At 39.1% G+C, this 24,936-nt stretch carries 18 protein-coding genes; 5 read left to right on the top strand and 13 right to left on the bottom strand.

Annotated features, from left to right (window positions below):
* The first annotated feature begins 6 nt into the window (after positions 1-6).
* Together IW510_RS12705 and IW510_RS12700 are read left to right on the top strand one after the other, a co-directional pair.
* The gene (locus IW510_RS12705; protein ID WP_202060214.1) at positions 7-813 is read left to right on the top strand and encodes a pyruvate, water dikinase regulatory protein; all 807 of its coding nucleotides are present in this window, start codon (positions 7-9) and stop codon (positions 811-813) included.
* 51 nt (positions 814-864) lie between these two features.
* Complete coding sequence (locus IW510_RS12700; RefSeq protein ID WP_202060211.1) at positions 865-2,766, top strand: fructose-1,6-bisphosphatase; 1,902 nt, start codon at positions 865-867, stop codon at positions 2,764-2,766.
* Between the two features lie 30 nt (positions 2,767-2,796).
* On the opposite strand, the gene IW510_RS12695 is transcribed toward IW510_RS12700, so the two are convergent.
* Both IW510_RS12695 and IW510_RS12690 read right to left on the bottom strand, forming a co-directional pair.
* Entirely contained in the window at positions 2,797-3,480 is a 684-nt protein-coding gene (locus IW510_RS12695; RefSeq protein WP_202060210.1) for an ABC transporter ATP-binding protein, read from the bottom strand.
* Between the two features lie 12 nt (positions 3,481-3,492).
* The gene (locus IW510_RS12690; RefSeq protein ID WP_202060208.1) at positions 3,493-5,019 is read right to left on the bottom strand and encodes an ABC transporter permease; all 1,527 of its coding nucleotides are present in this window, start codon (positions 5,017-5,019) and stop codon (positions 3,493-3,495) included.
* A 317-nt stretch (positions 5,020-5,336) separates the two neighbouring features.
* Here IW510_RS12690 and IW510_RS21335 point away from each other — a divergent pair, with 317 nt between their 5' ends.
* On the top strand, positions 5,337-6,452 hold the full coding sequence (locus tag IW510_RS21335; RefSeq protein WP_330932654.1) for a serine hydrolase: 1,116 nt from the start codon (positions 5,337-5,339) through the stop codon (positions 6,450-6,452).
* 237 nt (positions 6,453-6,689) lie between these two features.
* Complete coding sequence (locus IW510_RS12680) at positions 6,690-8,612, top strand: heavy metal translocating P-type ATPase (protein WP_202060206.1); 1,923 nt, start codon at positions 6,690-6,692, stop codon at positions 8,610-8,612.
* Between the two features lie 82 nt (positions 8,613-8,694).
* On the opposite strand, the gene wecB is transcribed toward IW510_RS12680, so the two are convergent.
* The 8 genes from wecB to IW510_RS12640 form a co-directional block, all read right to left on the bottom strand.
* Complete coding sequence (gene wecB / locus IW510_RS12675; protein ID WP_202060204.1) at positions 8,695-9,792, bottom strand: non-hydrolyzing UDP-N-acetylglucosamine 2-epimerase; 1,098 nt, start codon at positions 9,790-9,792, stop codon at positions 8,695-8,697.
* An 86-nt stretch (positions 9,793-9,878) separates the two neighbouring features.
* Complete coding sequence (locus IW510_RS12670; RefSeq protein WP_202060202.1) at positions 9,879-10,730, bottom strand: diguanylate cyclase; 852 nt, start codon at positions 10,728-10,730, stop codon at positions 9,879-9,881.
* Positions 10,723-12,804, bottom strand: coding sequence for a cellulose biosynthesis cyclic di-GMP-binding regulatory protein BcsB (locus tag IW510_RS12665; protein ID WP_202060200.1), 2,082 nt, complete (start codon positions 12,802-12,804; stop codon positions 10,723-10,725). Before IW510_RS12665 ends, IW510_RS12670 begins: the two co-directional genes overlap by 8 nt.
* Positions 12,805-13,054: 250 nt before the next feature.
* A complete protein-coding gene (locus tag IW510_RS12660) occupies positions 13,055-13,882 on the bottom strand; it encodes a hypothetical protein (protein WP_202060199.1) in 828 nt (275 codons plus the stop codon).
* A gap of 722 nt (positions 13,883-14,604) precedes the next feature.
* Positions 14,605-15,867: a glycosyltransferase gene (locus tag IW510_RS12655; protein ID WP_202060197.1), complete on the bottom strand. Its 1,263-nt coding sequence runs from the start codon at positions 15,865-15,867 to the stop codon at positions 14,605-14,607.
* Positions 15,864-17,438 (bottom strand): hypothetical protein, encoded by a 1,575-nt coding sequence (locus tag IW510_RS12650; RefSeq protein WP_202060195.1) that lies wholly within the window; start codon positions 17,436-17,438, stop codon positions 15,864-15,866. The genes IW510_RS12655 and IW510_RS12650 overlap by 4 nt, the downstream gene beginning before the upstream one ends.
* Positions 17,435-18,907, bottom strand: coding sequence for a glycan biosynthesis hexose transferase WsfD (gene wsfD, locus IW510_RS12645; protein WP_202060193.1), 1,473 nt, complete (start codon positions 18,905-18,907; stop codon positions 17,435-17,437). Before wsfD ends, IW510_RS12650 begins: the two co-directional genes overlap by 4 nt.
* 17 nt (positions 18,908-18,924) lie before the next feature.
* A complete protein-coding gene (locus tag IW510_RS12640) occupies positions 18,925-20,094 on the bottom strand; it encodes a hypothetical protein (protein ID WP_202060191.1) in 1,170 nt (389 codons plus the stop codon).
* A 250-nt stretch (positions 20,095-20,344) separates the two neighbouring features.
* On the opposite strand from IW510_RS12640, the gene rpsT reads away from it, so the two are divergent.
* Positions 20,345-20,599, top strand: a complete 255-nt coding sequence (gene rpsT, locus IW510_RS12635) for a 30S ribosomal protein S20 (protein WP_202060189.1) — start codon at positions 20,345-20,347, stop codon at positions 20,597-20,599.
* Positions 20,600-20,736: 137 nt separating this feature from the next.
* On the opposite strand, the gene holA is transcribed toward rpsT, so the two are convergent.
* From holA to IW510_RS12620, 3 genes are read right to left on the bottom strand one after another with little or no spacing between them, the layout of a single operon-like run.
* Positions 20,737-21,768, bottom strand: coding sequence for a DNA polymerase III subunit delta (holA, locus tag IW510_RS12630; protein WP_202060187.1), 1,032 nt, complete (start codon positions 21,766-21,768; stop codon positions 20,737-20,739).
* A 49-nt stretch (positions 21,769-21,817) separates the two neighbouring features.
* Positions 21,818-24,148 (bottom strand): DNA internalization-related competence protein ComEC/Rec2, encoded by a 2,331-nt coding sequence (locus IW510_RS12625; protein ID WP_202060185.1) that lies wholly within the window; start codon positions 24,146-24,148, stop codon positions 21,818-21,820.
* Positions 24,120-24,629, bottom strand: a complete 510-nt coding sequence (locus IW510_RS12620) for a ComE operon protein 2 (RefSeq protein WP_202060183.1) — start codon at positions 24,627-24,629, stop codon at positions 24,120-24,122. The genes IW510_RS12625 and IW510_RS12620 overlap by 29 nt, the downstream gene beginning before the upstream one ends.
* Positions 24,630-24,936: the final 307 nt, after the last annotated feature.

Below are 24,936 nucleotides of genomic sequence, written 5' to 3'. Positions count from 1 at the left end.
ACGATTATGAAAAAGAATAATGTAAAGATTTATTTAATTTCCGACTCTGTAGGAGAAACTGCACAAAAAATTATCTCAGCGGTCTCTGCACAATATCCAGACATTGACATGAGAGATATCCAGCGTTTTCCATTTATCACAGATGAAGATTTATTACAGCCTATTTTGAAGGATGCTTTACATGATAAGGCTATCGTCGTTACGACACTGGTTAACAAACAATTAGTAGCCTTGGTTCGTGATTTTGCTGCAAGAACCGGCCTTCAGTTTGTCGACTACATGAGCCCGCTTAGCGAAATTATCGAATCAACTTTCGGGATTGCCCCTCTTCAAGAGCCCGGAGCCTTGCATAAATTGAATGAGCAATATTTTAATCGTGTTGCCGCAATTGAATTTGCTGTTCGCTATGATGATGGAAAAGACCCGAAAGGCTTTCTTGAAGCCGACTATGTTCTCTTGGGTGTATCAAGAACCTCAAAAACGCCGCTGAGTATGTATATGGCTAACAGAAATCATAAAGTTGCCAACTTACCGCTAATTCCGGAGGTTCCTCTTCCGAAAGAACTGGATATGATAGATTCGAAGAAAATTATTGGTTTGACGACATCAATGGAAAGCTTAAGAGATATCCGGAAGTCTCGCCTTCACTCATTAGGCCTCAAGGAAGACTCGGCTTATACGAATTGCGACAGAATTAAGGATGAGCTGACTTACGCGAATCAAGTATTTGAAAAGTATAACTCTGTTGTTATTGATGTGGAGAAAAAATCAATTGAAGAAACCTCTTCTATTATTGAAAATCTGACAGAATAATAATCGAAAAACGACTTAATAGCAATATTTCTTGCAAAGGAGGCAGATTGATTGAAACAATTACAAAAAAACGAGTTGATTGCTGAAATTATCAATTTGGAAGCCATTTTAAACTTACCAAAAGGAACAGAACATTTTGTCAGTGATTTGCATGGTGAATTTGAAGCCTTTGATCATATCCTGAGAAATGGCTCAGGAAGTATCAAAGAAAAGGTTCATTCAATCTTTGGTAAAATTCTTTCTGAAGAAGATATCAATTCTCTCTGCTTCCTTATCTACTATCCTAAAGAAAAAATCAACCTCCTAAAGCAGCAGGAAACTTTAACCTCCGGCTTTTGGTACCGAACCATCCATCAGCTGATTACGCTTGTTCGTTTTTGTTCCTGCAAATATACCCGTTCCAAGGTTCGCAAAGCGCTACCTGAGAAATATGCCTATATTTTGGAGGAATTGATTTATCCTTACGATGAAGAAGCGGACAAACAAGAATATTATGAACAGATTATTGAAAAAATCATTGATCTAAATGAAGCGGAGTTCTTTGTTTCTGCTCTATGCCACCTAACACAGCGATTGATTGTCGACCATCTGCATGTCATCGGTGATATTTATGATAGAGGACCGCACCCAGATAAAATCATTGATAAGCTTATTGATTATCACTCTGTAGATATCCAATTCGGCAACCATGATATTATTTGGTTAGGTGCTTTCTGCGGTTCGAAAGCCTGCCTTGCCAATGTGTTAAGGATTTGTGCCCGCTATGGGAATTTAGAGCTTTTAGAGAATGCTTATGGAATTTCACTCTCTTCTTTGAGACGGTTTAGCAGAAAACATTACACACATAATTTAGCATTTGCTCCTAAAAAGAATCCCTATAGTACGCTCTCCAAGCAGGAACAAATTGACAGCATGCTGATTCAACAAGCAGCTGCCATTATTCAACAAAAGCTTGAAGGACAAGTTATTCTCAGACGGCCAGATTTTAATATGACGGATCGGTTATTATTGGACAAGCTTACCAAGCATACAGTCACAGTTAAACAAAAGACCTATCCATTAATCAACGCGTGCTTTCAAACGGTTGATCCAAAACAGCCCTATGCCCTGACCAGCGAGGAAGAAGAGCTTTTTGAAGACTTGCTGCAACAGATGCAACAATCAGAGCGACTTGAAAAACACATGACATTTTTGATGGAAAAAGGGTCTCTTTATCTAAATTACAATCAAAATTTGCTGATTCACGGCTGTATTCCTTTAACAGAAAACGGTGATTTCCAATCCGTTTCCTTCAGAGGTAAGTCCTACTCCGGAAAAAAACTGTTGGATTACTTCGACCGTTGTATCACTTCAGCCTTTACTAACCGTTCCAGTTGTATTGAAGAGCTAACGGATATCATCTGGTATCTCTGGTGTGGAGAAGGTTCCTCCTTATTTGGGAAAACAGCTATGAAGACTTTTGAACGCTATTTCATTGATGTTCCCGAACTCCATGTTGAAAAGAAAAACCCCTATTACCTACTACGGGAACAGGAGCAGGTTTGTCGTAACATGTTAAAAGAATTTGGAGCAAATCCCGATACCGGATGCATCATCAATGGTCATACACCCATCAAAGTACGAAAAGGAGAAACACCGGTCAAGGCCAATAGCAAGATGTTAGTTATCGATGGTGGTTTCTCAAAATCCTACCAGAAGATCACTGGAATCGGCGGCTATACCCTAATCTATAATTCTTACGGTATGCATCTGGCTGCTCATAAGCCCTTCTCAAATAAGGAGACTGCTATTGTGAATGGGGATGATATTGTCTCCAGCAGACAGATAGTCGATCGCAAAATCGATCGAATCAAGGTAAAAGATACAACGATTGGTGAAAAAATCAGTACCGATTCCCGTCTCATGCAGAATATTTTAAAAGAACAAGCAAAAACTCAGACAAGTAGAAGCTAGTGGCTTCCATTGTCTGAGTTTTTTCACTATTTATGCGGTTGCTTCTTCTTGGTTATTTTGCTTTTCTGTAAATTGATGGTTTTTCAATTCATAGACTGTATCACAGGCATTTGCCACATCCTGCTCGTGAGTTACGATAATGATGCATTTGTGCTCATCGTGAGCAACCTTCTGAAACAGTTTTACGATGTCCTCCGATGTTTTTTCATCCAGGTTTCCTGTCGGTTCATCTGCAACAATCAGCTCATGATCACAGCATAGCGCTCGCACAATTGCTACCCGCTGCTGCTGACCACCGGAAAGTTGGGTCACACTTTTTTTTGCCAGTGCTTCATCAATGCCCACTGTTGCCAAGTGTTCCAATGCGTAAGCCTTCTTATCTTCCTTCTTCAGTCCTGAGATAGCCATAGCAGTCAATACATTATCCAATGCTGACATATAAGGAAGCAGATTATACGCTTGGAAAATAATCGATACATCGTTGCGACGATAATTTCGTAAACCAATATTTTTCAATGATTCACCGTTATATTGAATCGTGCCGGTTTTCGGTACATCCAATCCAGATACTAACGATAGAAAGGTTGTCTTTCCAGAGCCGCTGGCGCCTAGAATGGCATACATTTTCCCTTTATGAAACTCTAAATCAATGTCTTTATATAGATAATCCTGTTCATTGGTATACCAGTAACCAACATTCTTTGTTTCAAGCATATACATTTCCTCCTATGTTGTTAGTATTTTTCTTGGCTGCAAACGAATGATTCCTACTGATGATAGTAAGATAGAACCAAAACTGATAAGCACACCTACACCAGCAAGCATAATAATTTGATCCGCAGTCACAGTGATGTCCATATCTTGGATTTCCTGAGCTGCTTCCTGTGAACTGGCTCCGATACTGCCAAAGTTGCCAGGTCCGCCACCTTGATTTCCACCAGGTCCGTTTTCACTCATACCGTTATTTCCGTTCGATGCTGTCTGCGTTGACTCTGTCTGCTGTTCAAGCAATTGTTCGCCGATAACATTTCCGACAATGTTTCCGCTAAATGATGCCACAACTAATGCAAACAACATACACACCAAAATTTCAGTAAAGAACTGCATAATTACTTTCACTCTTGCCTCACCCAATGAAAGCAGCACACCAATTTCATAACGTCTCTCGCGAATCGTCATCATCACAATCAGTGTCAAAATAATCACTCCGGCAACTGCTACCAAGACAACAATATTTGTCGCAAAGCTGGCAACATTATTCAACGGCTGCAACATTTGCTGATACATTTGATCATTCGTTTGTAAACTGAATGTGTCTGTATCGATTAATGCTTCCGCTTCTGTTACAAATTGATCCATTGCTTCAGGATCTGAAAGTGTATAGCTGGCTGAATCAATCGTCCCTTCTGCATCCTCACCTTTTAGCGTATTCGCAAATGTATAAGAGCTGTACAATGTATTCGCAGGGTTCAAGAAGTTGAACATCGTCCCCATACTACTGCTGCTTTCAGATGTTTCATAAATACCTTTGATTGTCACTTCATAGGTTGTTTCTTCATCATCAGGGCTTGTAATGGTAAACGTATCTCCCACACTTAACTCATTTGCTTCTGCAAGGGTTTGTTCAATCACCACATTATTTGTTCCCTCATCCTCAGCTGTGATTGCTTCACCATCAACAATACTGGAAGTTCCTTCAGAAAAACCGGAATACATAGACAGCTCCATGACACCAGTTACTTGAAAATCGCTCTGCATCATTGCAGCGCCGCCACCAGTTTCTCCACCACCCATCATGCCCCCGGGGCCGCCGCCCATCATTCCTTCATCTGTCGTTTCTGTCGATGATGAGGTTGCTGTATCTTCTGAATCGTCTGAACTGGAAATAGGCGTGATGTCATCCGTTGCTCCCGCAGAAGATGAAGAAATGAAGGAATAGCTCTTCACATTAGCTAACGCAGCTATTTTCTCCGCATCCTCCAAATTAACCGGTGTCACAGTAAAACTACTTGGATCCGGTCGTTCACTGCCATCTTCTCCTTCTGAGCGCTCCATTCCATTTTGACGATTTGTCGTTAATGTAACCGTCGCACCGACACTCTTCTTAGCATTTTCAGTTGCAGACAATGCCGCACTGCGAATCGTCAAACCCGCCAAGACAAAAATCAAGATTGCTGAAAACACCGCACTTAATAATAGCGTCCTTCCCTTTTTTGCCTTCATACTTAGTAATGCCCGTCTTAAAAAATCCATATAATATCCTCCTAGCCAAATAATCATGTCGGAACTAGTCTTACTTTAGACTTGCCAACTTAAAAATAGCTTAAAAGAATTGATATCTAAGAAAAAATTGAATGGGAAGGCACAGCCCTGCTCTCAGACAAAAAAATAAAACGAATCCATCTATCAATAATCGTACACTTCAAACTGACTAGATAGGCTTGCTTTATATCGGAAAAAGCACTTCTCTCTTTCCTTTAGATTGGTCTTTTCTATCTTCACCTTGCAAAAAAATTCGAAAAATGATTAAATGGAACTGTCTCAGAATTATTTTAGAGAGGAAAGAAATAGTGGAAAAAAAGAAAATAGGCTTCTATAGCACGATTTTCTTTATTTGTTTCTTTTTGATCATTGTCTTCTTTTTTTCTACCCATACATTAGACTATGCGGTGGAACAGACATCCGTCTCAACAACAGAGAGCCAATCAGCCGCTTCATCAACGAATGAACAAGCTGATGAAAACGTTCAAAGCGCTGCTGCAGATTCAAGTACTGATTTTAGTCATTCATTGCCTTTAACAACTGCTCAGCCAGCGATTACCGTTTCTTCCAGCGACACGTCTTCTTTAGGTACTATTGCTCAACCTGTACCTGAACAAACCGTCGCTTCCAATAGTGAAGAGCCAAATGTTGAGTCAGATACTGAAGCTGCAGAAAAAGAATTTTATGATCAAATTCAAAAAACATTGGACAAGGCGTCTGCTTCCTTCAATGGTACGATGGCTGTGACCTATATTGACTTGACAACAGGTCAGGAAATTTCTGTCAATGGAAAAAAAGAGTTCTATACAGCCAGTACAATTAAAGTTCCTTTAGCGATGATGGTCGCTGACAAGGTAAATGAAGGCGTCCTGAAATGGAACGACACGATTACTTATAAAGAAGAAACGGATTATGAGGAAGGAACCGGTCGGATTATCAATAATATCCAACCAACCTACTCCCTCCAAACACTTCAGGAATACAACATTACTTATTCAGATAATATTGCGAAAAATATGCTTTACGGTTTATTTGGCGGCAACGATCAGGCAAAAAAACAGCTGTATAGATACTTTTTCAAACGAGAAGCAAATGTTGAAGATACGCAGTTTTCGTCCTCTGATGGTGCAGACATTCTTTTGAAGCTTTATAAGGAAAAAGAAACAAACAAGGAATATCAGAAAATTTATGACTATATGAAGAAAACAGTTTTTCATGAACGTTTGGAAACAGCTTTAACAACCGGTAAAGTTGCTCATAAGATTGGCTCTTATGATGACGACATTCATGATATGGGCATTCTTGAGTCTTCTCACCCGTTCATCCTTTCTGTATTTACTAATGGAAAAAATGGTAAAGAAGCTATTTCAGCTCTTACAGATCAGCTGTGGAAGCTTCAAGAAGACAAATATCCCGTGTCATAAACTGAAAATAGTTAAAAAAATCCTTTTTAGAAATGGAGCCTCTCTATTTTTAAAAAGGATTTTCTCTTACTCTCCAATTGATAATGATTATCATTACAGATTAGAATTTCACCAATCAAGAAACCCACTTATAACTAGGTTCCCTCTAAATGATAATCACTATCGTTCTCAATTAGACATATTTATTATCAATTATAAGTGATAGTGTGTTATGCTCTAATTGAGGAGGCGATGAAAATGAAATTATCCAAAGAAAAACAAGCACTGCTTGCTACTGTCCTATGTCTTTTATTCATGCTTACCGGACTAATCATGGAAACAGCCCAATTAGCTCTTTATCCAGCAGCATTTATTCTCGCAATTTTATTCGGTGGGTTTAAGCAAACGAAAGAAGGTTTGATTGACACCTTTGAAAATAAGCACTTGAATGTCGACTTATTGATGGCTCTGGCAGCTATTGGTGCATGTATCATCGGTAACTGGTTCGAAGGCGCAATGTTAACCTTTATCTTCTGTTTAAGCGGTGCGTTAGAAGAATATGCAACCAACAAAAGTAAAAAAGAAATTTCTAATTTGATTAATCTGCAACCTGAAACAGCACTTAAAATGATGCCAGATGGTCAAACGAAGGAGCTGGCTGTCAGCGAGCTGCAAATTGGCGATCAGCTGCTCGTTCCCAAAGGAGCCAGCATTCCAATCGATGGCTTACTGCTGGAAGGAAATAGCTCAATTGATGAAGCTGCAGTCAGTGGCGAATCTATTCCCGTCGAAAAGAAGGATGGCGATGAACTGTTTGGCGGCACAATTAATCTAGGTGAGTCATTTACCATGAAGGTTACAAAAAACACTGAAGATACACTATTTGCCAAGATTATTCGTTTAGTAGATGAAGCGCAAAATACTCCGTCAAAAACAGCCAGTTTTATTGAACGAATTGAAAATGTCTATGTAAAAGTGGTATTGATTATCATCCCTTTGATGATTCTTATCCCCTACCTTTTTCTTGGCTGGAGCTGGGACGAAAGCTTTTATCGTGGCATGGTTCTTCTTGTGGTTGCTTCCCCCTGTGCTTTGGTGGCTTCCGCTACACCGGCAACATTAGCGGCTATCTCAAACGGCGCTCGAAATGGCGTACTTTTCAAAGGCGGCGTATATCTTGAAAATCTAGCTGAATTACGAGCGATTGCCTTTGATAAAACAGGAACCTTGACTGAAGGAAAACCAACCGTGACCAATGCTGTTTTTCTAACTGAAAATAAAGAAGGGCTTGATATTCTGCTTTCGATGGAGCAAAAATCTACCCACCCGTTGGCACAAGCTATCATGTCTTACTTTAAAGACGATTCCGTTCCTTTGCTAGATAATCTTACAGTAAAAAACATCGTTGGATTTGGTATGGAGGCTTCGGTTTCCGGAACAACTTGGCGAATCGGGAAGCAAAGCTTCGCAGAAACAGCACCATTTTCAACCGACTTGATGCAGAATATTGAGACTTTACATGATGAAGGAAAAACAGTGATTTACCTATTTAAAGAGGATCAGCTGGCAGCCTACTTTGGTTTGTTGGATTTGCCAAAACCAGAGGCTGAACAGGTTCTAACCTACTTCACAGAGAATGGGATTCATACAACAATGATTACCGGAGACCATTTGAAAACGGCTCAGGCAGTCGGAAAAGCTTTACCTATCAACGAAATTCATGCAAACTGTTTACCTGAAGATAAAACTCGCTTAATTAAGGAACAAAAAGAGAAATATGGCGTAAACGGAATGGTTGGTGATGGGATAAACGATGCGCCGGCCTTAGCCAATGCAGCGATCGGTGTAGCGATGGGTGAAGGAACAGATGTTGCGATGGATGTTGCAGATGTCGTTTTGATGAAAAATGACCTTGAAAAGCTGCAAATGAGCCATCTGCTATCAAAGAAGCTTAAACGAATTGTCCTTCAAAATATCATTTTCTCCGCCGCAGTAATTTTAGTATTGATTTTTTCTAATCTTTTCCAAGTAATTAATCTTCCGCTTGGTGTAATTGGTCATGAGGGCAGTACAATCCTAGTTATTCTTAACGGACTGAGACTACTCCGAACAATCCCTACCAATACAGATAAGCCGATGAAATCTCAGAAACAAGCGACTATGATTCCTGAAAAACTTTAATCCTTTATAACTCTGTAAGACCAAATAAAAAACAGAAGACCTGCTTTGAGTATTGATTATGACTCAAAGCAGGTCTTCTGTTTTAAATTTTTTCCTCAAGAATATCTGCAATTCGTTTTGAAGCCAAACCATCACCATAAGGATTGCTGGCGTGACTCATTCGTTCGTACTCTTTAGGGTCCTCCAGCAGCTGCTTGAAGCTCTTATAAATTGTTTCTTCATCAGTACCCACCAACTTGAGCGTACCAGCTTCAACACCTTCAGGGCGCTCAGTTGTGTCTCTCATAACAAGAACAGGTTTTCCAAGGGACGGCGCTTCTTCCTGTATGCCCCCGCTGTCGGTCAGTATCAAGTAGCTTCTCTCCATAAAATTATGAAAATCAACAACCTCCAGTGGGTCAATCAGGTGAATACGATCATCACCGGAAAGATATTTATCTGCGGCTTCTCTCACCTTAGGATTTAGATGGATTGGGTAGATAGCCTTCACATCCTCGTGTTCATCAATGATTCTTCTGATTGCTTTAAACATATGCTCCATTGGCTCACCTAAGTTTTCTCTCCGATGAGCTGTAATCAAAATTAAGCGGTCCTCTCCTACCCAGTCAAGCTCCTTGTGATGATAGGAGGAACTGATTGTTGTCTCTAACGCGTCGATTGCAGTGTTTCCTGTGACATAGATATCAGAAGCAGACTTTCCTTCCTTCAACAAGTGTTCCTTTGCTGTCTCTGTAGGAGCAAAATGGAATTTACCGACCAAACCAACCGCTTGACGATTGAACTCTTCCGGAAATGGAGAATAGATATTGTATGTTCGCAGACCAGCTTCTACGTGACCAACCGGAATCTGAAGATAGAAACTAGCTAAGGCAGTCGCAAAGGTTGTCGTTGTGTCGCCATGAACCAAGACAACATCAGGCTTTTCAAGCTCGAGGACTGGCTTAATGCTTAACAGAATGGCACTGGTTACATCGAACAATGTCTGATTTTTTTTCATAATCGCTAAGTCATAGTCAGGCTCTACACCGAATACTTTTAACACCTGATCCAGCATTTCTCTATGCTGACCGGTAACACAGACCTTTACATCTAAGGAAGCTCGCTTTTTCAGCTCATTCACTAACGGGCACATCTTGATAGCTTCCGGCCTCGTACCAAAAACTACAATTACTTTCTTCATTCCATCCACACTCCAATCTTCAGGTTATCATTCGCTGTATCAATCCCGATCGTCCTATTTCAATCCAATAAATGATTCACGGCTAACTAAACATCATATTGCAGTTCTCTAATCCCAGCCGCCAGCAAATCAGTGGAGGTTTTGTTTTCTTCCTTGTCATAGTTGGCAATTGAAATAATCAATTCAATTTTAAGGCTGCCCAAAATTTCAGAAGTAGCTACTTTCTTTTGAAGGTCTTCCTTTAAACGTGCGCGAATCACTTTCAACTCGTTCATCTCGTGAAAAGTCAAGACTCCCCAAGTAGGAACACTGTGATCGATGATATATTTGAAGTTTTGATCGTTGTAACAGGTATTGACCTGCTCCGTAATCATGTGTATCAGTTCCTTCGTTTGATCATTTGTCAGTCTGGATTTCAAACTATCCCAGTAACGAATCCGAATAATCATCATATTGAGCTGTGTTGGATGGTCTTGTGTTCCCATTGCCAAAACAGAAAAATCTTCGTCAAACATATTCAAGGTTCGTAAATTGGTTTCTTGATCCAAAGCTGTTAATCGCGTGTTACTTCTTCTCAATTGAATATTCTCTGCAATTTGTTCCCTGAGTCGTAACGTAATACCATATATCAGCAAACATAACACCGGCGGAACAATCAGCCAAAAAACATAACCGAGAGAAAAACCATCTTTATACATACTAACATAGAAAACATAGACAAGTTGAGCAAAGAAAAACAATAGGTTGAAAATCAAGCCCGTAACAATACTTGTGAAATAAGTGATAATCACAAGTATGAAGGTGACCATGAGACAAATCAAATTGAAAAAGAAACCAAGCGGTCCAATCGCCATAAAAATGGCAGTCAGGAGAACAACTGTCATGAAGCCCAACAGACACAGGTCCATAATTACACCGCGTTTTTTACTATCATTCATCTCGGTCCTCCCCCTTTCCACCTATATTTGGATAATAACGTTTAATAATGTAGTACAGAACCAACGCTACAGTTACGACGGCAAGAATAAAGACGATGCTGTAAATCAAGGCATCCTTCTGACTAATGATTCTTGAAATGACTGAATCCTCTTCCTCTGCAGAAGCTTCCTTCTTAAAGCGATAATCATAGCGGCGGTAATTTCCATCAACGACAACAGCATCCCCTTGATAAATCGATGTATTGGCCTGGGATTTTAGCTGAGTAGAGGCCAGATAAACAGTTTCAGAATTAACCCCCGTTAAAACGAGTGACACAGCTTCCTTGTTGTAAGGAGAAAATAAGAGCTGAGCCGTTCCGATACTTTTGCCATAATCAGATTCAATACTCAGCTTTTCATTAGAAATAAATGTATCAAACGAATCAGAGTATTGGAAATATAGATCCTTGTTCATTTTTTTAATTAATGGGTTATCCTTTGGTGTTCCAAGAATAATCAAGTTATGGGATACCAATTCCTTCTTACTTGGTTCACTTTGATAATAGGTGATATCTCCCGTGTTACTTTGTGTATAATTTCCAAGAAGGTTGAGTACATTTGTCAATGCCTTGAAATAATCAGTATCTAGTTTTTCCGGCAAGACAACGCCTAAATCTGCATAGGTTTGATTCTGAATGAATACATTAGGATAGTTAGAGAAAAGCACTTCATCTGATTCCTCGGTTTGAATAAACACATTAGAATCATTTTCAATCAGTGCCCAAGGAGTATCACTATTTCTCAATACCTCAGGATTATCTACATTCAAATCAAAGGCAACTTTGATGACAAACGCATCGGAAATTTCCAAACCTTTAGGAAAATCAAGCTGTAGCTGATCGCCGTTTGCTTTGTTTCTGCTGAGCTTTTGGCTGCCGATTGGTAAATCATTGACATAAACAGTTACTAAGGAATTATCGAAATTCAGATTATCAGAATACTTCATGTGAATATCCAATGAGCTTCCATCTGCATTGTTTCTATCAACTGGTAAATCTACAAAGTAAACCTGCTCTTGATGGTAACTGCCGGTAAGCTTATCACCACTTGAGGTCAACGGAATATTCCCATCAAACTCTAAAGAGGAGGTAAAGGTTTTCGTGTTTTCATCAATAACCTTCTCTGCCTTTTCTGTCTGAGTCATCAATTCTTGGTTGGCGATATAACGCCCTGCATTCATCAATTGTGTCTCATCGTTGGAAGTCGCAACCAGAACATGTTGTTGTTCTGTATTAAAGAACTTCAGCAGCGCCTTGTCTTTGATTTCTTTTTCATCAATCTGACTCTTATATTTTTCCGGCAGTTCATCATACCTGCTGATAATCAGCACATATGGTTTTGCTAGCGCAGCTTCATCAGATAACGACTGCAGAGGCAAATAGTTTTCGCTGGCTGTAATAATTCTTGAAACACCTGTCAAAGCATATGATGCTGCTGACAACTCCGCCGCAGATGCATCCGTCGGAACAACAATTGTGCTTTGTTGATTGGCAATCGTATCAGCACCTGCAAAATGATTATAAAAAGAGTGAATGGTATTTTCCGGCAACATCAAATCATATTGGAAATTCACATTTGATCCGTCATAAATGGTCAACCAATTCGCCGGAGTCTGCACAAGTTTATAGCTGTCAGTTCCCTCTGCATTAATAATCTGCCCTTCAACCGTAAGTGTGTTGGAGCTGCTGACTAAATCTAAGGGAATATCGATTGTTTCATTTTGGATTTCTGTTGTTTTGTCTGGTCGCCAAGAGTAAAATTTCACGCCATTGACAGCTACCGTTATATCGGAGGCCTCGTCATTTTCCAGTTGAGTAATCTGATATTTCAGGTTGAACGTTGCCTTTTTTACATCCCAATAATCAATTCTGGTGAAATACATCGTTGCTTTGACAGAGGTCCCCGTCAAAGAGCCAGTCACATTTTGAAATGGCTGTGTAAAACTGTGATTGCTCTGCTCCTCCGTTTCAGCTTGTGCTGCAGATGGAATACTCACCACCAAACAGGCAGCTAAAAACACAAGTAATTTTTTCATCGTCATCCCTCACTTAAACCTTTCTGTTTTGTTTTCTCAAAAAAATAATGGCATACAAAGATATATTACCTACAAATCAACATTTTAGCCAATCATATGTATTGTTTAATAACATAAAATATTAAAAAAAGGTATTCAAAGGGGGTTCATTTTGATGCAAAAAAAAAGCCCTGAAACTCAATTATGTAGTGACCCCAAAAAGTTAGACTTTTTGGGGTCACTACAATCTGACTAGGCTTGAATTTTCTTCTTAGTACCAAACGATTGGTATTACACAATCTGTACCTGCATAAAAGTTTTCATCTTGAGAATTGGCCTCAAATCTTAAATGAATTTTATTAGCCTCTTCGCTAATGTTAGTGATTGTTACTTTTGTTCCTTCAAGAGTTACAGTCGCTTCATCTTCCAAATATTCTTCATCATGTTTAAGATTAACACTGACACTTCTTTCTCCATCAAACTGAGTCGAATATGTCACTGGATGTCCCATCATATGTGTCTTCGTATCTCTCGATATATAAACTACAGGAAATTCTACCATCCCATGTCCTAATATTGTAGCACGCTCAAGTGTTTCCACTTTTGATAATGGACTGAAATCAAATACTGAAGCAAAATATCCTAAGTGTAAATAAGTTAGGCTTTTTAATTCTCCGAATGCTGAAATATCTAACGGTGTTGTACGATTTGGTTCGAAATTATAAACAAAAAACTCTTCTAAACTGTCCATACCCGAAAGAGGTCTAAAATCGATAACACTTTCTCCATCATGAGCAGGAGAGTAGTTTAGCCTTTGTACACTCTTGGCATGCTGAATGCCCTCTAGAGATCGTACATTATAGAAATATAAATCTTTCATTTTTTCTACTTGACTAATTGTTGGTAATTCATTTTCAATAACTACTTCCTCACCTGTCTCTGGATCATACTTTGCAGACTCCAGAACAGCCGCCCTTAAATTGTCATCTGATATGTACACTTTCTTCTCATCTGCACCAGAAAATTCAGTTCCTAACAACGATATTGTTGCTAATCCAGCGACGACCAATCCAATTTTTCCCCATGTTTTTTTAGCCATTTGAAAAACTCCTTTAAGATATATTTTTTACATATGTAAGTATAACATAAGCATGTATAAAATCTATTTATTTCATGAATAACTTTTACACTTTTTGACAAAAATAGAAAAATAAAAAACAATTTTCACTTGCAGATTGGGATAGATTAACTACCCGAAAAGGCAGCCCACATCGGAATACGAAAGGCGAACTCTACGCACTAACATGGGATGACATTGATTTAAGCAAGGTACAGTTTCAATTACTAACACTTCTGCCTATACTAATAAGAAGTACACAATTTCAACGCCTAAAACTAAACCTTCACAACGATTACTATCCTTAGATACAATTACTATGAATGAACTTAAGTTATGAAAAAAGCAGCAAAAGGAATGGCTCTTCTCCTTTGGACAAAGACAAAAAAACGACAATAAGCAGCTAATTTTCTGTCGACCTAATGAATGGTTCACGATCATAAGAAAATCAACTACTTATTGAACGAACTTGACATGAAAATTACGCACATTCCTTTCGACACACAAGCCTCATTGTTGTTTGAGTCTGGCGCAACAATAAAAAAGGTCCAAACATTCAAATGTAAAAACTACATTAGATATATACACTCATGTAACAAAAGGAGCTGAGAAAGAATCCATTAACAAGTTAGCAAATTATTTAAATTTCTAAAAAGGGTATTCAGAGAAACAAAAATCGAGTAATACCAATGTTTGAAAATCATTTACTTAAATCTTTCTGTTTTGTACCATTTTGTTGCGTTTTCTTTGTGGAATACCTTTTCTTTGATATACATGAACATTCCATAAGCTGCTACCACCAGCCACATTTGGCTATAGGTCACATACATTAGACTGATAACACCAATATTTTGGAGATTCATCTCCCCTTTTTCCGTACTAATACTAAGAAATGTGCTGAAGATAAACAAAACGACTGCCAAGCCCCATAACGAGTTGCTGAAGCCCTGCAGATTCGTATGCGCGTAACCGGACACCGATAACACTAGGAACACATCAGATAAAACCAGTGATGTCATGAGCAAAAAATAAATGGATAGAAAATAAAGAATGTCAAAGCGGATTTTTCTAGCTCGATGATCGAATAACAGCTTTGCATTTTTGACAATGACATAAATATTTCCTTTTACCCAACGAGTTCTCTGACGAAACCAGACCGAGAGCGTTTGTGGTTCCTGCTCCCAAGTGACAGCTTTGGGCTGAAACTTAATTTTATAGCCCATCATGTAGATTCTAAAGCTGATTTCCGTGTCTTCTGCCAACGCTTTATCATCCCAGCCTCCAATTTCTTCGATGATACTTCTGCGAACAATAAAATTTGTTCCGGGTATCGTACAAAGCTTAAACAACTGGAATCGACCGGCTTGAGCCATCCATTGAAAAGCCAACGTTTCAATATTGATAAATTTTGTTAGCAAATTTGTTTCTTTGTTTCTAGTTCTGAATTTTCCAATGACTGCTCCATACTCATCCCCCTCGACCAGTTCAGCCACAAGATAGCGTAAAGCATTAGGCTCCGGGGTATTGTCTGCATCATAGATTGCAATAACTTCACCTTTTGCTTGCTTGAAACCTATATTTAAAGCATTAGACTTTCCTTTGCCGCCGGTAATACTGTCTGTGTTGATAACATGCAGGTTGCGGCTCGGGTATTCTCTGCCTAAGTTCTCTAACAACTCTGCACTGTTATCACTGGAATTGTCATTAATTACAATAATTTCATATTTATCCTGAGGAAAATTAAAATTCAAAAGTGCCTCTACTGTCTTTACAATCACAATTCCTTCATTGTGAGCCGGAACCATAATCGTAACAAATGGTGCCGTTTCATCATCCAGTTCAGGCGGGCCTTTAGGGTCTGTTCGCAAGTAATAGATGTAACCTGCGATAACCAAAATCATGTTGACAATTAATAGCGACCAAATAATCAGCGTCGCCGCCAACATGATGATATCTGTAATCGTCATTTCTTTTTCCCTCCCTGATTCATGTATTTTGATCGATAATTTCGATTACCACGAACGAACAGCAAAATTAAGATAACTAATACACTAGCGATAAACCAAATTAATCCGACATTCACTCGTTGAAAGAAGTTCGCGAACAGTCCTTTGAACTCTTCCTCCGGCAATACAGTCTGTTCATCTGATACAAACTGACTAACGGTTTTTCCATTCAATGCAAGTCGTCCATCTATATACGCAATATTTTGTGTTTGTGTATCTACTTGAAATACATATTTTTCATCATAATTCTGTCCAAAATTGAACACACTGTTCTCAATTACCTCCAACGCACGTTTTTCTGATGAACGATCCGTTGGAAAATCAATGGCCAGACTAACAGCAGTTGGAAACTCATATTCTGTATATCTGCCGGACTGCAACCATTCGACATCCTCAAGCTCCTGCATCGTTAATGAATAAAATGCTGTCGGATAGGTTTCCGCCCGATTGTCTTGTACGCGATAATGTATATCTTCTTGAGAGGGGTTCTCCTCTAAAATAATCGATTCCGAATAGGCTAACGCATCCGCTCGATACTGTGTATCCTGATTCCAGTAGCCGGGTGCACTAATACCCACTGGGTATAAATCACTTGAAACAAGTAGACTAATCTGCTCCTCCATTATCCCCCTCAGTGCATGATTATCGTTAAGATCCACACTGTTTACCGCAGGCACGGTCAGAAAGATCAACCCTGATTTTTGAGCTTTGGTTAACAGCTCAATAAAAATCTTATAAGTAAGCAACTCATTGTTTCGTTGTGTACCCGTAGAGCTTAATACGTAGTACAATGCCTTTTGGTTGATTTCATCAATAAATGAATTAGCAATCTCCATATCATTTACCGGCGTGAAGCCTTTAAACGTCAGCATTGGTTTGAAACTACTGTTCTTTCCAAGCCATGCCTGAATCAGCTCGGCACTTTGAAGAAAAATTGCGCCCGTTGTATCGTACATAGGTAAAAACCCGCTGCTGCCTTGAATCACTCCAAAGGAATAGGTTTTTTCAGTCAGCTCCTGTGATTTTAACGTACCAAATGAAGTGCCGGAAGCATCATCCAAAATTAAGCTTTGATCCTGATAATCCAGCTGCTGTCGGTATTGTTCCTTTTGATGAGTGAGGGTGTATTGCCGATGACTTAATTGCTTAAAGGTTCCATCGAAGTCTTGCGCTTCATCCTCCATGACTGCCATTCCAATATGCAGTTTTTTTCCATTAAACCCTGCTCGATCCTTGACAAACACCTCTGAGCGTATCCCTTTTTCTGTCCAGTTCACAAAAGAAAGGACGCCTGTGTAAACATCTTCCCTCAAGCTTCCTTTCAGGTAATCGCTATCCTGTACGGTGTCCACCTGAACCCCCATACTTGTTAACAGCCGCTGAAGAGAATCAACCTTTTTTTCACCTTCATCCGCCAAATTCAAGCTATCGTAAACCAATAGAACTCGTTCTGACTCTGCTGCTTCGGCTTTCGTCGTAAACATGAACAGACCCGAGACAATACCTAAGCATATAATGACGAGTTTTTTCATATAAACGACGTCCTTTCATCTGACAAAATCCTATTTCCCAGTAAGTCTGAAATAAACACCAATAGAAGCAAATCAAAGTAAACAGAGGTTAAAAATAGGTGCCTGGTAAAATCAGCATCTCCTACGTATATAGCCGCAACGATAAATGTCAGGAAGAAGTTAAGAAATAATCCCAACACAATAAAAAATCGAAAACAAAGCCAACGCTGACCTTTCTTAAGGCCTTGATAAAAGCCAATACCATAAACAACTAAAATGACTGCTGCAAACAAAAGGAAGAAACCAAAATTCTTTGGAAAGACCGCTGCTTTTATTTGACTGTATAATGCAAAAAACTTCGTTTTCTGACCAGCCTCACTACTATCCTTCTCAAGATAATTTCCTAGTTCGTTTGGCTTTATCAAATACATATCCTTTACCCCTATAGCCAACAGCTTGGACAGCTCTTTAGGATGCAAAAAATAGGAAGCGGCAACCCAGAGATGAGTGGTTTGATTAAGGAACTCTTTCTTTAATGAAGCTGAGTTTAATGGAATAGGTGAAAATTCATCATAATAGCTGGAGCCCCTTAATAATCCATATTGCGGATTCACATCGCCCTCTGCCAAGATTTCTCCTGGTGATTCAGCATCCAAATTCAAGCCGCGATTCACACTATGATAGACGTCCCGATCATAGGTCATGTCAGGAGTCAATGTAAACAGGGTTATAAATAAGCCCGTCAATCCTAAAACTGTAGCAACTAATGTCAGTTGCTGAGTTCGATTCGACAAATAGGTTAGCAAGCCTGCTGCTGTAATTACTACACCGACAATCAAAAAGAGAAACTGCCGATATGCGCCGATAAAAATAAGAACAGAAACCAACATACTGATGGAGAAACCATAGACACTGGTCTTTACTCTAAAAAAATAAAGCAGTACTGCAACAAAATAGAGCAGTCCGATGTACGCAGCCGCTTCCGGGTAAAATGAATTAAAATAAATGATGTACATCCCATCACCAAACATGAAGCCTACAATTGCAGCAGTAATATAGCTGCGCTTTTTTTCCATACCAAACGTCAACGCATTCGTTAATAGATAGATTGCCGGCAGCAAAGCAATAAGATAGACAGCTCCCAGAAACCGCAGATCGAACAAATGACTACTGAAAAAAAGCTTGTTCAGCCAGACTGCTACCGTAATAAACAGCCCACCGGTAGAAAGAAAACCGGTATCCGTTTGATTAAAAAACTGTCTGATACCATAAACGTTTTGAAAATAGCTGTTGTATTGATAGGTTTCCGGATTTTGAATATACAGATTGTTTGTATTCAATATCATAAAATAATCGCCATTATCCGCCAAGCCATTAATTGGCGGAATAAAAAGCAAAATAATTGCGGGTATTCCAACAAGCAGCACCGCCATCCACGCCGGTGATACATACCGGCTCAGCGAACGTAATAAATCCTTAAACTTCATCATCAATCCCTCATTTCCCATTAAAGCCCATACGCGAGGAGTGCCATCAAATTATTAAAAGAATAAACTTCCTTCGTGATCGGATCACCAAAGCCTCCGTAAAGGACATTTGTTGCATCCATCATTTGAAAGTTTTCCAGAATAGATACAGCTTGTTTATAAAGCTCTTCATCATCCGTAAAATAACCAATGAGTGCAGCAATCGCATAACTGGCAGCAGACTGATTTTTATCGACAGGATTGCCGTTGAGATCATAGGCATTGAACAAGGTTCCTTTCGCTACATGCTCTTTAACAAAATCTAAGCTGCTCTGCTGCGCTTCGCCAACTTCTGCCAGATAACGAATGGTCAATAGAGATTCAATAATATTGACACTCTCACCATCCTGATATTCTTCTGCTTGGTAGCTATACTTCTGATGATACAAAGGAAAATCATCAGAGATGTATCCGTCTTTTGCAAGATTTACTTGGTACTGCAAATATTTCACATCAATCCCATGCAGCTGATACAAATAACCTAAAGTTTTAAAATCTAAATAGAAAAGCGAAATCTCCTGTGATTTTTCATCATGCTCCTCATCATAAAAATCAATCAGAAGCCCGTCATTGGTTGAATTTTTAATAAACTTTTCACTAATGCTTTGAATGTCGTCATCATAATCATTTGTCTCAAAGTTAGCCTTCGCGATAATTAATGCCCGTAAAATACGCAAATCATCCAAGCTGGCATTTACTTTATACTTCTCCCCCTTGTCTGAAACACGGTAACTGAACTGTGTACCATCGTAAAAGGTGTCCATTGTTCGTTTATAAAACACATCAAATCGTCCCTTTGTATCTTTAGCCGCAAGATCAAGAAGATACAACCCAGCAGATTCACTTAAAAGATCATGTCCGGTTGCAACATTTTGTTGTTCAGCATCAGGTAAGTAGTTGGTGACGATATTCCCGTCCTTCATCAATTTCTGCTGAATAAACGTTTTTAATATCGAGCGACGATTTTGAATTTCTTCATTTGATTTACCGAACGTCAGCATAAAATCCTCCGGACTACTATCCATCATTTTTTTTACACCCTCATCAACTGACGAGACCTCTACTGTTGTTTTTTGATTGCTTTGCCAAAAAAAGAAGCCTCCTGCTCCTATCAGCATGGCAATAATAATAAGCCCTATACGCTTTTTCATACACCCTCATACTTTCACAATATTTTTCTTCATTCTACAATCTTGTGTTCTTTTTTACCAATGATAGCCCTTGAGTAGACGAACGGAACAGCACCATCATAGCACCTTGAAAAAAATTATTTAGCTGTTAAGGAAAAAATCTTGTCATCTTTTATTGCAATGACTGAATGGATTCGGTATAATGATTACTGTTGAATTACATTTTGGATTGTCCAATTTGTAAGACCCTATTTTATCGGAGGTGAAAGAAATGCCAAATATTGAATCTGCAATCAAACGTGTACGTACTTCTGCAAACGCGAATGCTAAAAATTCATCTCAAACTAACGCTATGCGTACAGCTATCAAGAAATTTGAAGAAGCTGTAGCAGCTGGAGCTGACAATGTAGATGCACTTTATAAAGACGCTGTAAAAGCTGTTGATATGGCTGAAACTAAAGGTTTAATCCATAAAAACAAAGCGAACCGCGATAAATCTCGCTTAAGCAAACAATTAGCTAAATAATTGACCTTTTAGAAGCTGACTTTTGTCAGCTTCTTTTTATACGCAAAAACATACAGTCTTTCTGAACTCTTTCCTTTCATACTGAATCAATATTCAGTATGAAACAAGGTCCGGATCGACTGTATGTCTGTATCCATTTACCGTTTGGTTTGTTCCGATATTTTAAGAATAAACAGCTCAAACAGTAACTCTTTATCCATCTTTCCGGTTTTTACTATAAAATCATTTTCAACCAATTCATCAAAGATTTTTTCCAGTCGAGAGAGCTCAAAGCGCTTGCTCTGCTGTATGCCTAACTTGATACGATAGGGATGAATCTTTAGAGCCTCGGCAATATTTGCCTGCTGATAGCCCAACTGTGCCAAAATTTTGATTTGTAAAAGCAGTCGAATCTGACTTACTAAAATTGCCGACAGCTTGATGGTTTCTTCTCCCTGCAGCAGTAAATCTCCATAGGTCTGCAAGGCTTTTCCGCTATTGCCTGAAAGAATCTCTGAGCTTAAATCAAATACATTATGTTCCAATGATTTAGGAACCAATGCTTCAACCGTGGTCAACAGGATACGCTTCTCCTCTGAAGAAAATAGATACAGCTTTTGCAGCTCGCCCATCACCTTTGTCAATTGAAAATCAGATAGATGGAGCAGCAAATCAAATGCTTTCGGCTCAATCGTATACCCTTCACTTTGAATCGATTGCTGCACATATGTTTTCAATGCTTTTTCATCCATTGGAGAAACATCAACTACTACTGCTTTCTTCTTTAGCAGCTTGCTTATCTTCTTTCGTTCATCAAGCTTTTCTACATTTGCATGAAACACAAGGACAGTAGAATCAGAAGGCTGTTCTAAATAAGCTGTCAGCTCCTTCATATCATGCTCAATGCCTGTTGATTTTTTTTCGCTGGTTAGAAAATATGGATTTTCAATAAAAACTAAGCGATGATCGCCAAAAAACGGCAATGTTTCTGCTTCTGCCAACGCAGCTGAAAGTGAGGTCTCCTCCATATCATAGGCAGTCACATTAAACTCATCATCCCCCAGTTTAAAAAGCTGAGACAGCAACTCTGTCTTAAATAGCTCACTAAGATATATCTCTGTACCTAAAACCAGATAAATCGGTGCTATTTTCTTTTCTCTAATTTCTTTCAAAACTGTCTGCAAACTCATTTAATCCCTCTTTTCTCCTATCCATCCTACCATTACTATCAGACAAAATCTAGTCAGAGACCAAAATAGTTCTGACCTCTGACAGCTCCGTAAAAGGCAACCACTCATAGTATATCATTCCATCCTTTGCTGTTTGAAATACTTCGACATTATTATCTGATAAAGTGGACAATGTCTCCGTATGAGGATGCCCATAGCGATTGTTTCTTCCACTGGAAATAACGGCCTGTTTTGGTTGAAACGCTTCGATGAAAGCTTTACTTGTGGATGTTCGACTGCCATGATGAGCAACCTTCAAAACATCTATCGGCAAACGAGGATATTTCCGGATTAGTGCAGCTTCACCTGCTTCCTCTAAATCACCGGTAAACAGAAAATTTCGCCCTGCTATGTTCGTATGAATTACTAAGGAATCTTCATTACTACCTTGCCCAGGCAAAGCTGGTGATAAGATATTCAGCTGGAAAGAACTATCAATCCATGCTCCCGAAAGTATCGGTGAACATTTGGTTCCCCCTTCGGTCAACTGCTCGAGAATTTTTAGAAAATGTGTATCCTGATCTGCCCCTTCCGGAAAGTATACTTGCTCAATGGATACCCTCTGACTGATAGCGAGAATATCTCCCATATGATCTGCATCAGCATGGGTTACAAAAAGCTTATTCAGCTTCCATATTCCTCTACTCTTTAAAAAAGGAAGTACCGTATACTCCGCACTACTTTTCTTATTTTTCCGCATGCGCCATTCTTCTTTTGAAAACGCCAAGGCTCCACCCGTATCAATCAATAGTGTTTCTCCGTGAAAAGGAGCTTGAATCAGAATACTATCTCCTTGCCCCACATCAATATATGCTACCATCCCTTTTTGGAACATGTATTTCTGGTTGACTAAAAGAAGCAAAATACTCAGATAAACGGCACTATATTTCCAATTTTTTTCTATATATAACAACGCTAAAAATAACAAAGCAAGTTCAACAAGAAATAACCAAACAGGAATTTGACCCACTCCTACTGTAAAATGATTCCACTCACTCAGATAAAGAAACAGCTTATTCAATACATTAAGCGCTGCCTCAAGACCTTCCCAAAGCAAGGACAGTCTCACAAAAAAGGATGAAACAAACACTACAGTCAATACGGGAAGCAACACGCGTTCAAATACAGGAATCAATAAAAACGTCAAAAATATGCCAATTGGCTGCCATTCATGAGAGCTGATGGCAATCAGGGGTAGCGTAAACAGCGACAACAATGCTGAAAAGCAAAACTGCTGCAGAATTCTGTACTCTATTTTCGCAATAGCTGAACGAATGAACAGGAGTGAAAAAGAAAGAAAATAGCTGAATTGGCCAGCTGAGGAAAAGAGGATAAATGGTTGAAAGATGATTCCGAAAAGAAGGGTAAAGCTCCAAATATCCAATGGTGAAAGGTTAAATTGAAAACGCCTATTCCCTTCTGAAATATTCGTTTGAAGCAGCGCGCGAACAACACTTATAGAAAAGCCTGTCAGCCCACCAAATAATAGAGAAATTACTAACTGAAGCCAGAACCAATGCTCAATAGTTATTCCCAGCTTTAATGCACCAAAACGAAAAAACTGAAAGAAAAATACTACATGCATACCAGACAAACTAAAAAGATGCACAATACCTAATTGATTAAAAGCATCTATCAGTTCCGAGTCCCCACTGCGCTCTCCCAATAAAAGAATTTGAATATAAGCCGCAGTAGCCGGTAAAAAATGCTTCTCACAATAAAGCAGCAGCTTTCTCCGCCAAACCTTCATATGTGTCATAACATCATGCCAAGGCACCTTTTGAGGTTTTATATGATGAATTTTTTCAATTGTTAAAACCTGATGAACCTGTCTATTTCTTAGAGTGCTTCGATAATCAAAGCCATTCAAATTCGTTCTAACAGCTGGCTGCTCCAAAACACCAGAGACAACCATGTCCAATGCATAATCACAGGACAGCCAGCTCTTCTGCTCTTCTTCAGATACAAAATAGTAGCTGGCTCGTATACGCTGCCTCTCCCCATCAGAGAGGGACAGTAGTCCTTCCAGCTGCAAATACTCACCATCTACTTTTATCTTATCTGAATCAATCGACAGAATAACCTCAGCAACCTGACCGCTTACTTTCCCCTCCCTTTGTTCCTTCAAAAGAATAAGAAAGGAAAAAACTAAAAGCAGCACGCCAAAAGCAGAGCCGAAAAGAATCAGTCGGTGATCCCCTGTTCTATATAATCGAATCAGGCTGAAAATGAAAAACAAACCTGTAAAGCTATTGATGTCTAAAAGCAGACAGCTTGCTGCCACGGCAAAGAGAACTGGAAAAATCCAGAAATTATTCAGATTCCGGCAAATGCTCTTCAATCGAGCTGCTTTCCTCTTCTCCCAATTGAAGCTCAGCAAAATACTTCTTGGACAAGGTTACTTTCTCAGCAGTTGCACCGGCTTTCCCAATTAACTCCACTGCATAAGGATCATTTCGATAGTCCTTCAAATAATGAATTTTTTTGATTCCAGCCTGCAAAATCATTTTTGTACATTGCAAACACGGAAAATGTGTGACATAAATTTCAGCACCTTCAGTTGGGATACCAAATTTCGCACATTGTAAGACAGCATTCATTTCAGCATGAATTGTTCGCACGCAATGCCCGTCTACTACGTAACAGTCCTCATCAACGCAATGGACATCTCCGCTGACAGAACCATTGTAACCGCCCGCGATAATACGCTTGTCTCTGACAATTGTTGCTCCAACTTCCAAACGTGTGCAGGTACTCCTTAATGCCAGTAATACACTTTGTGCCATAAAATATTGATTCCATGGAATTCTTTCTAAAGTCATCTTATATCTCCTTCATATTTCATGAAGACCCGCCTCTGTCTTCTGATATTTTTATTACCTGTTTTTCTGTTGGACCTATCTTGAAAATGAACCATCGAAGTCCTACGAAAAATAATTTGCTGAAAAAGTAAGCTATACAAATAGTACGTGAATTCAAAATTGCCGTCAATAGCCTTGAGAAAATAATCATGATAAAACCTATCTTCTCGAAAAAATAATTGGCTTGTTAAGCTGCTTTAATAATTACCTAAATCTGTTAGTGATGAATGCTATGTGTCCGTGATTGTCGCGATCACTCTCACTGTTA

It is taken from the genome of Enterococcus sp. BWR-S5 (assembly GCF_016745255.1).
Classification (GTDB): Bacteria; Bacillota; Bacilli; order Lactobacillales; family Enterococcaceae; genus Enterococcus_L.
This window is presented reverse-complemented; position numbering and strand designations above follow the sequence as displayed.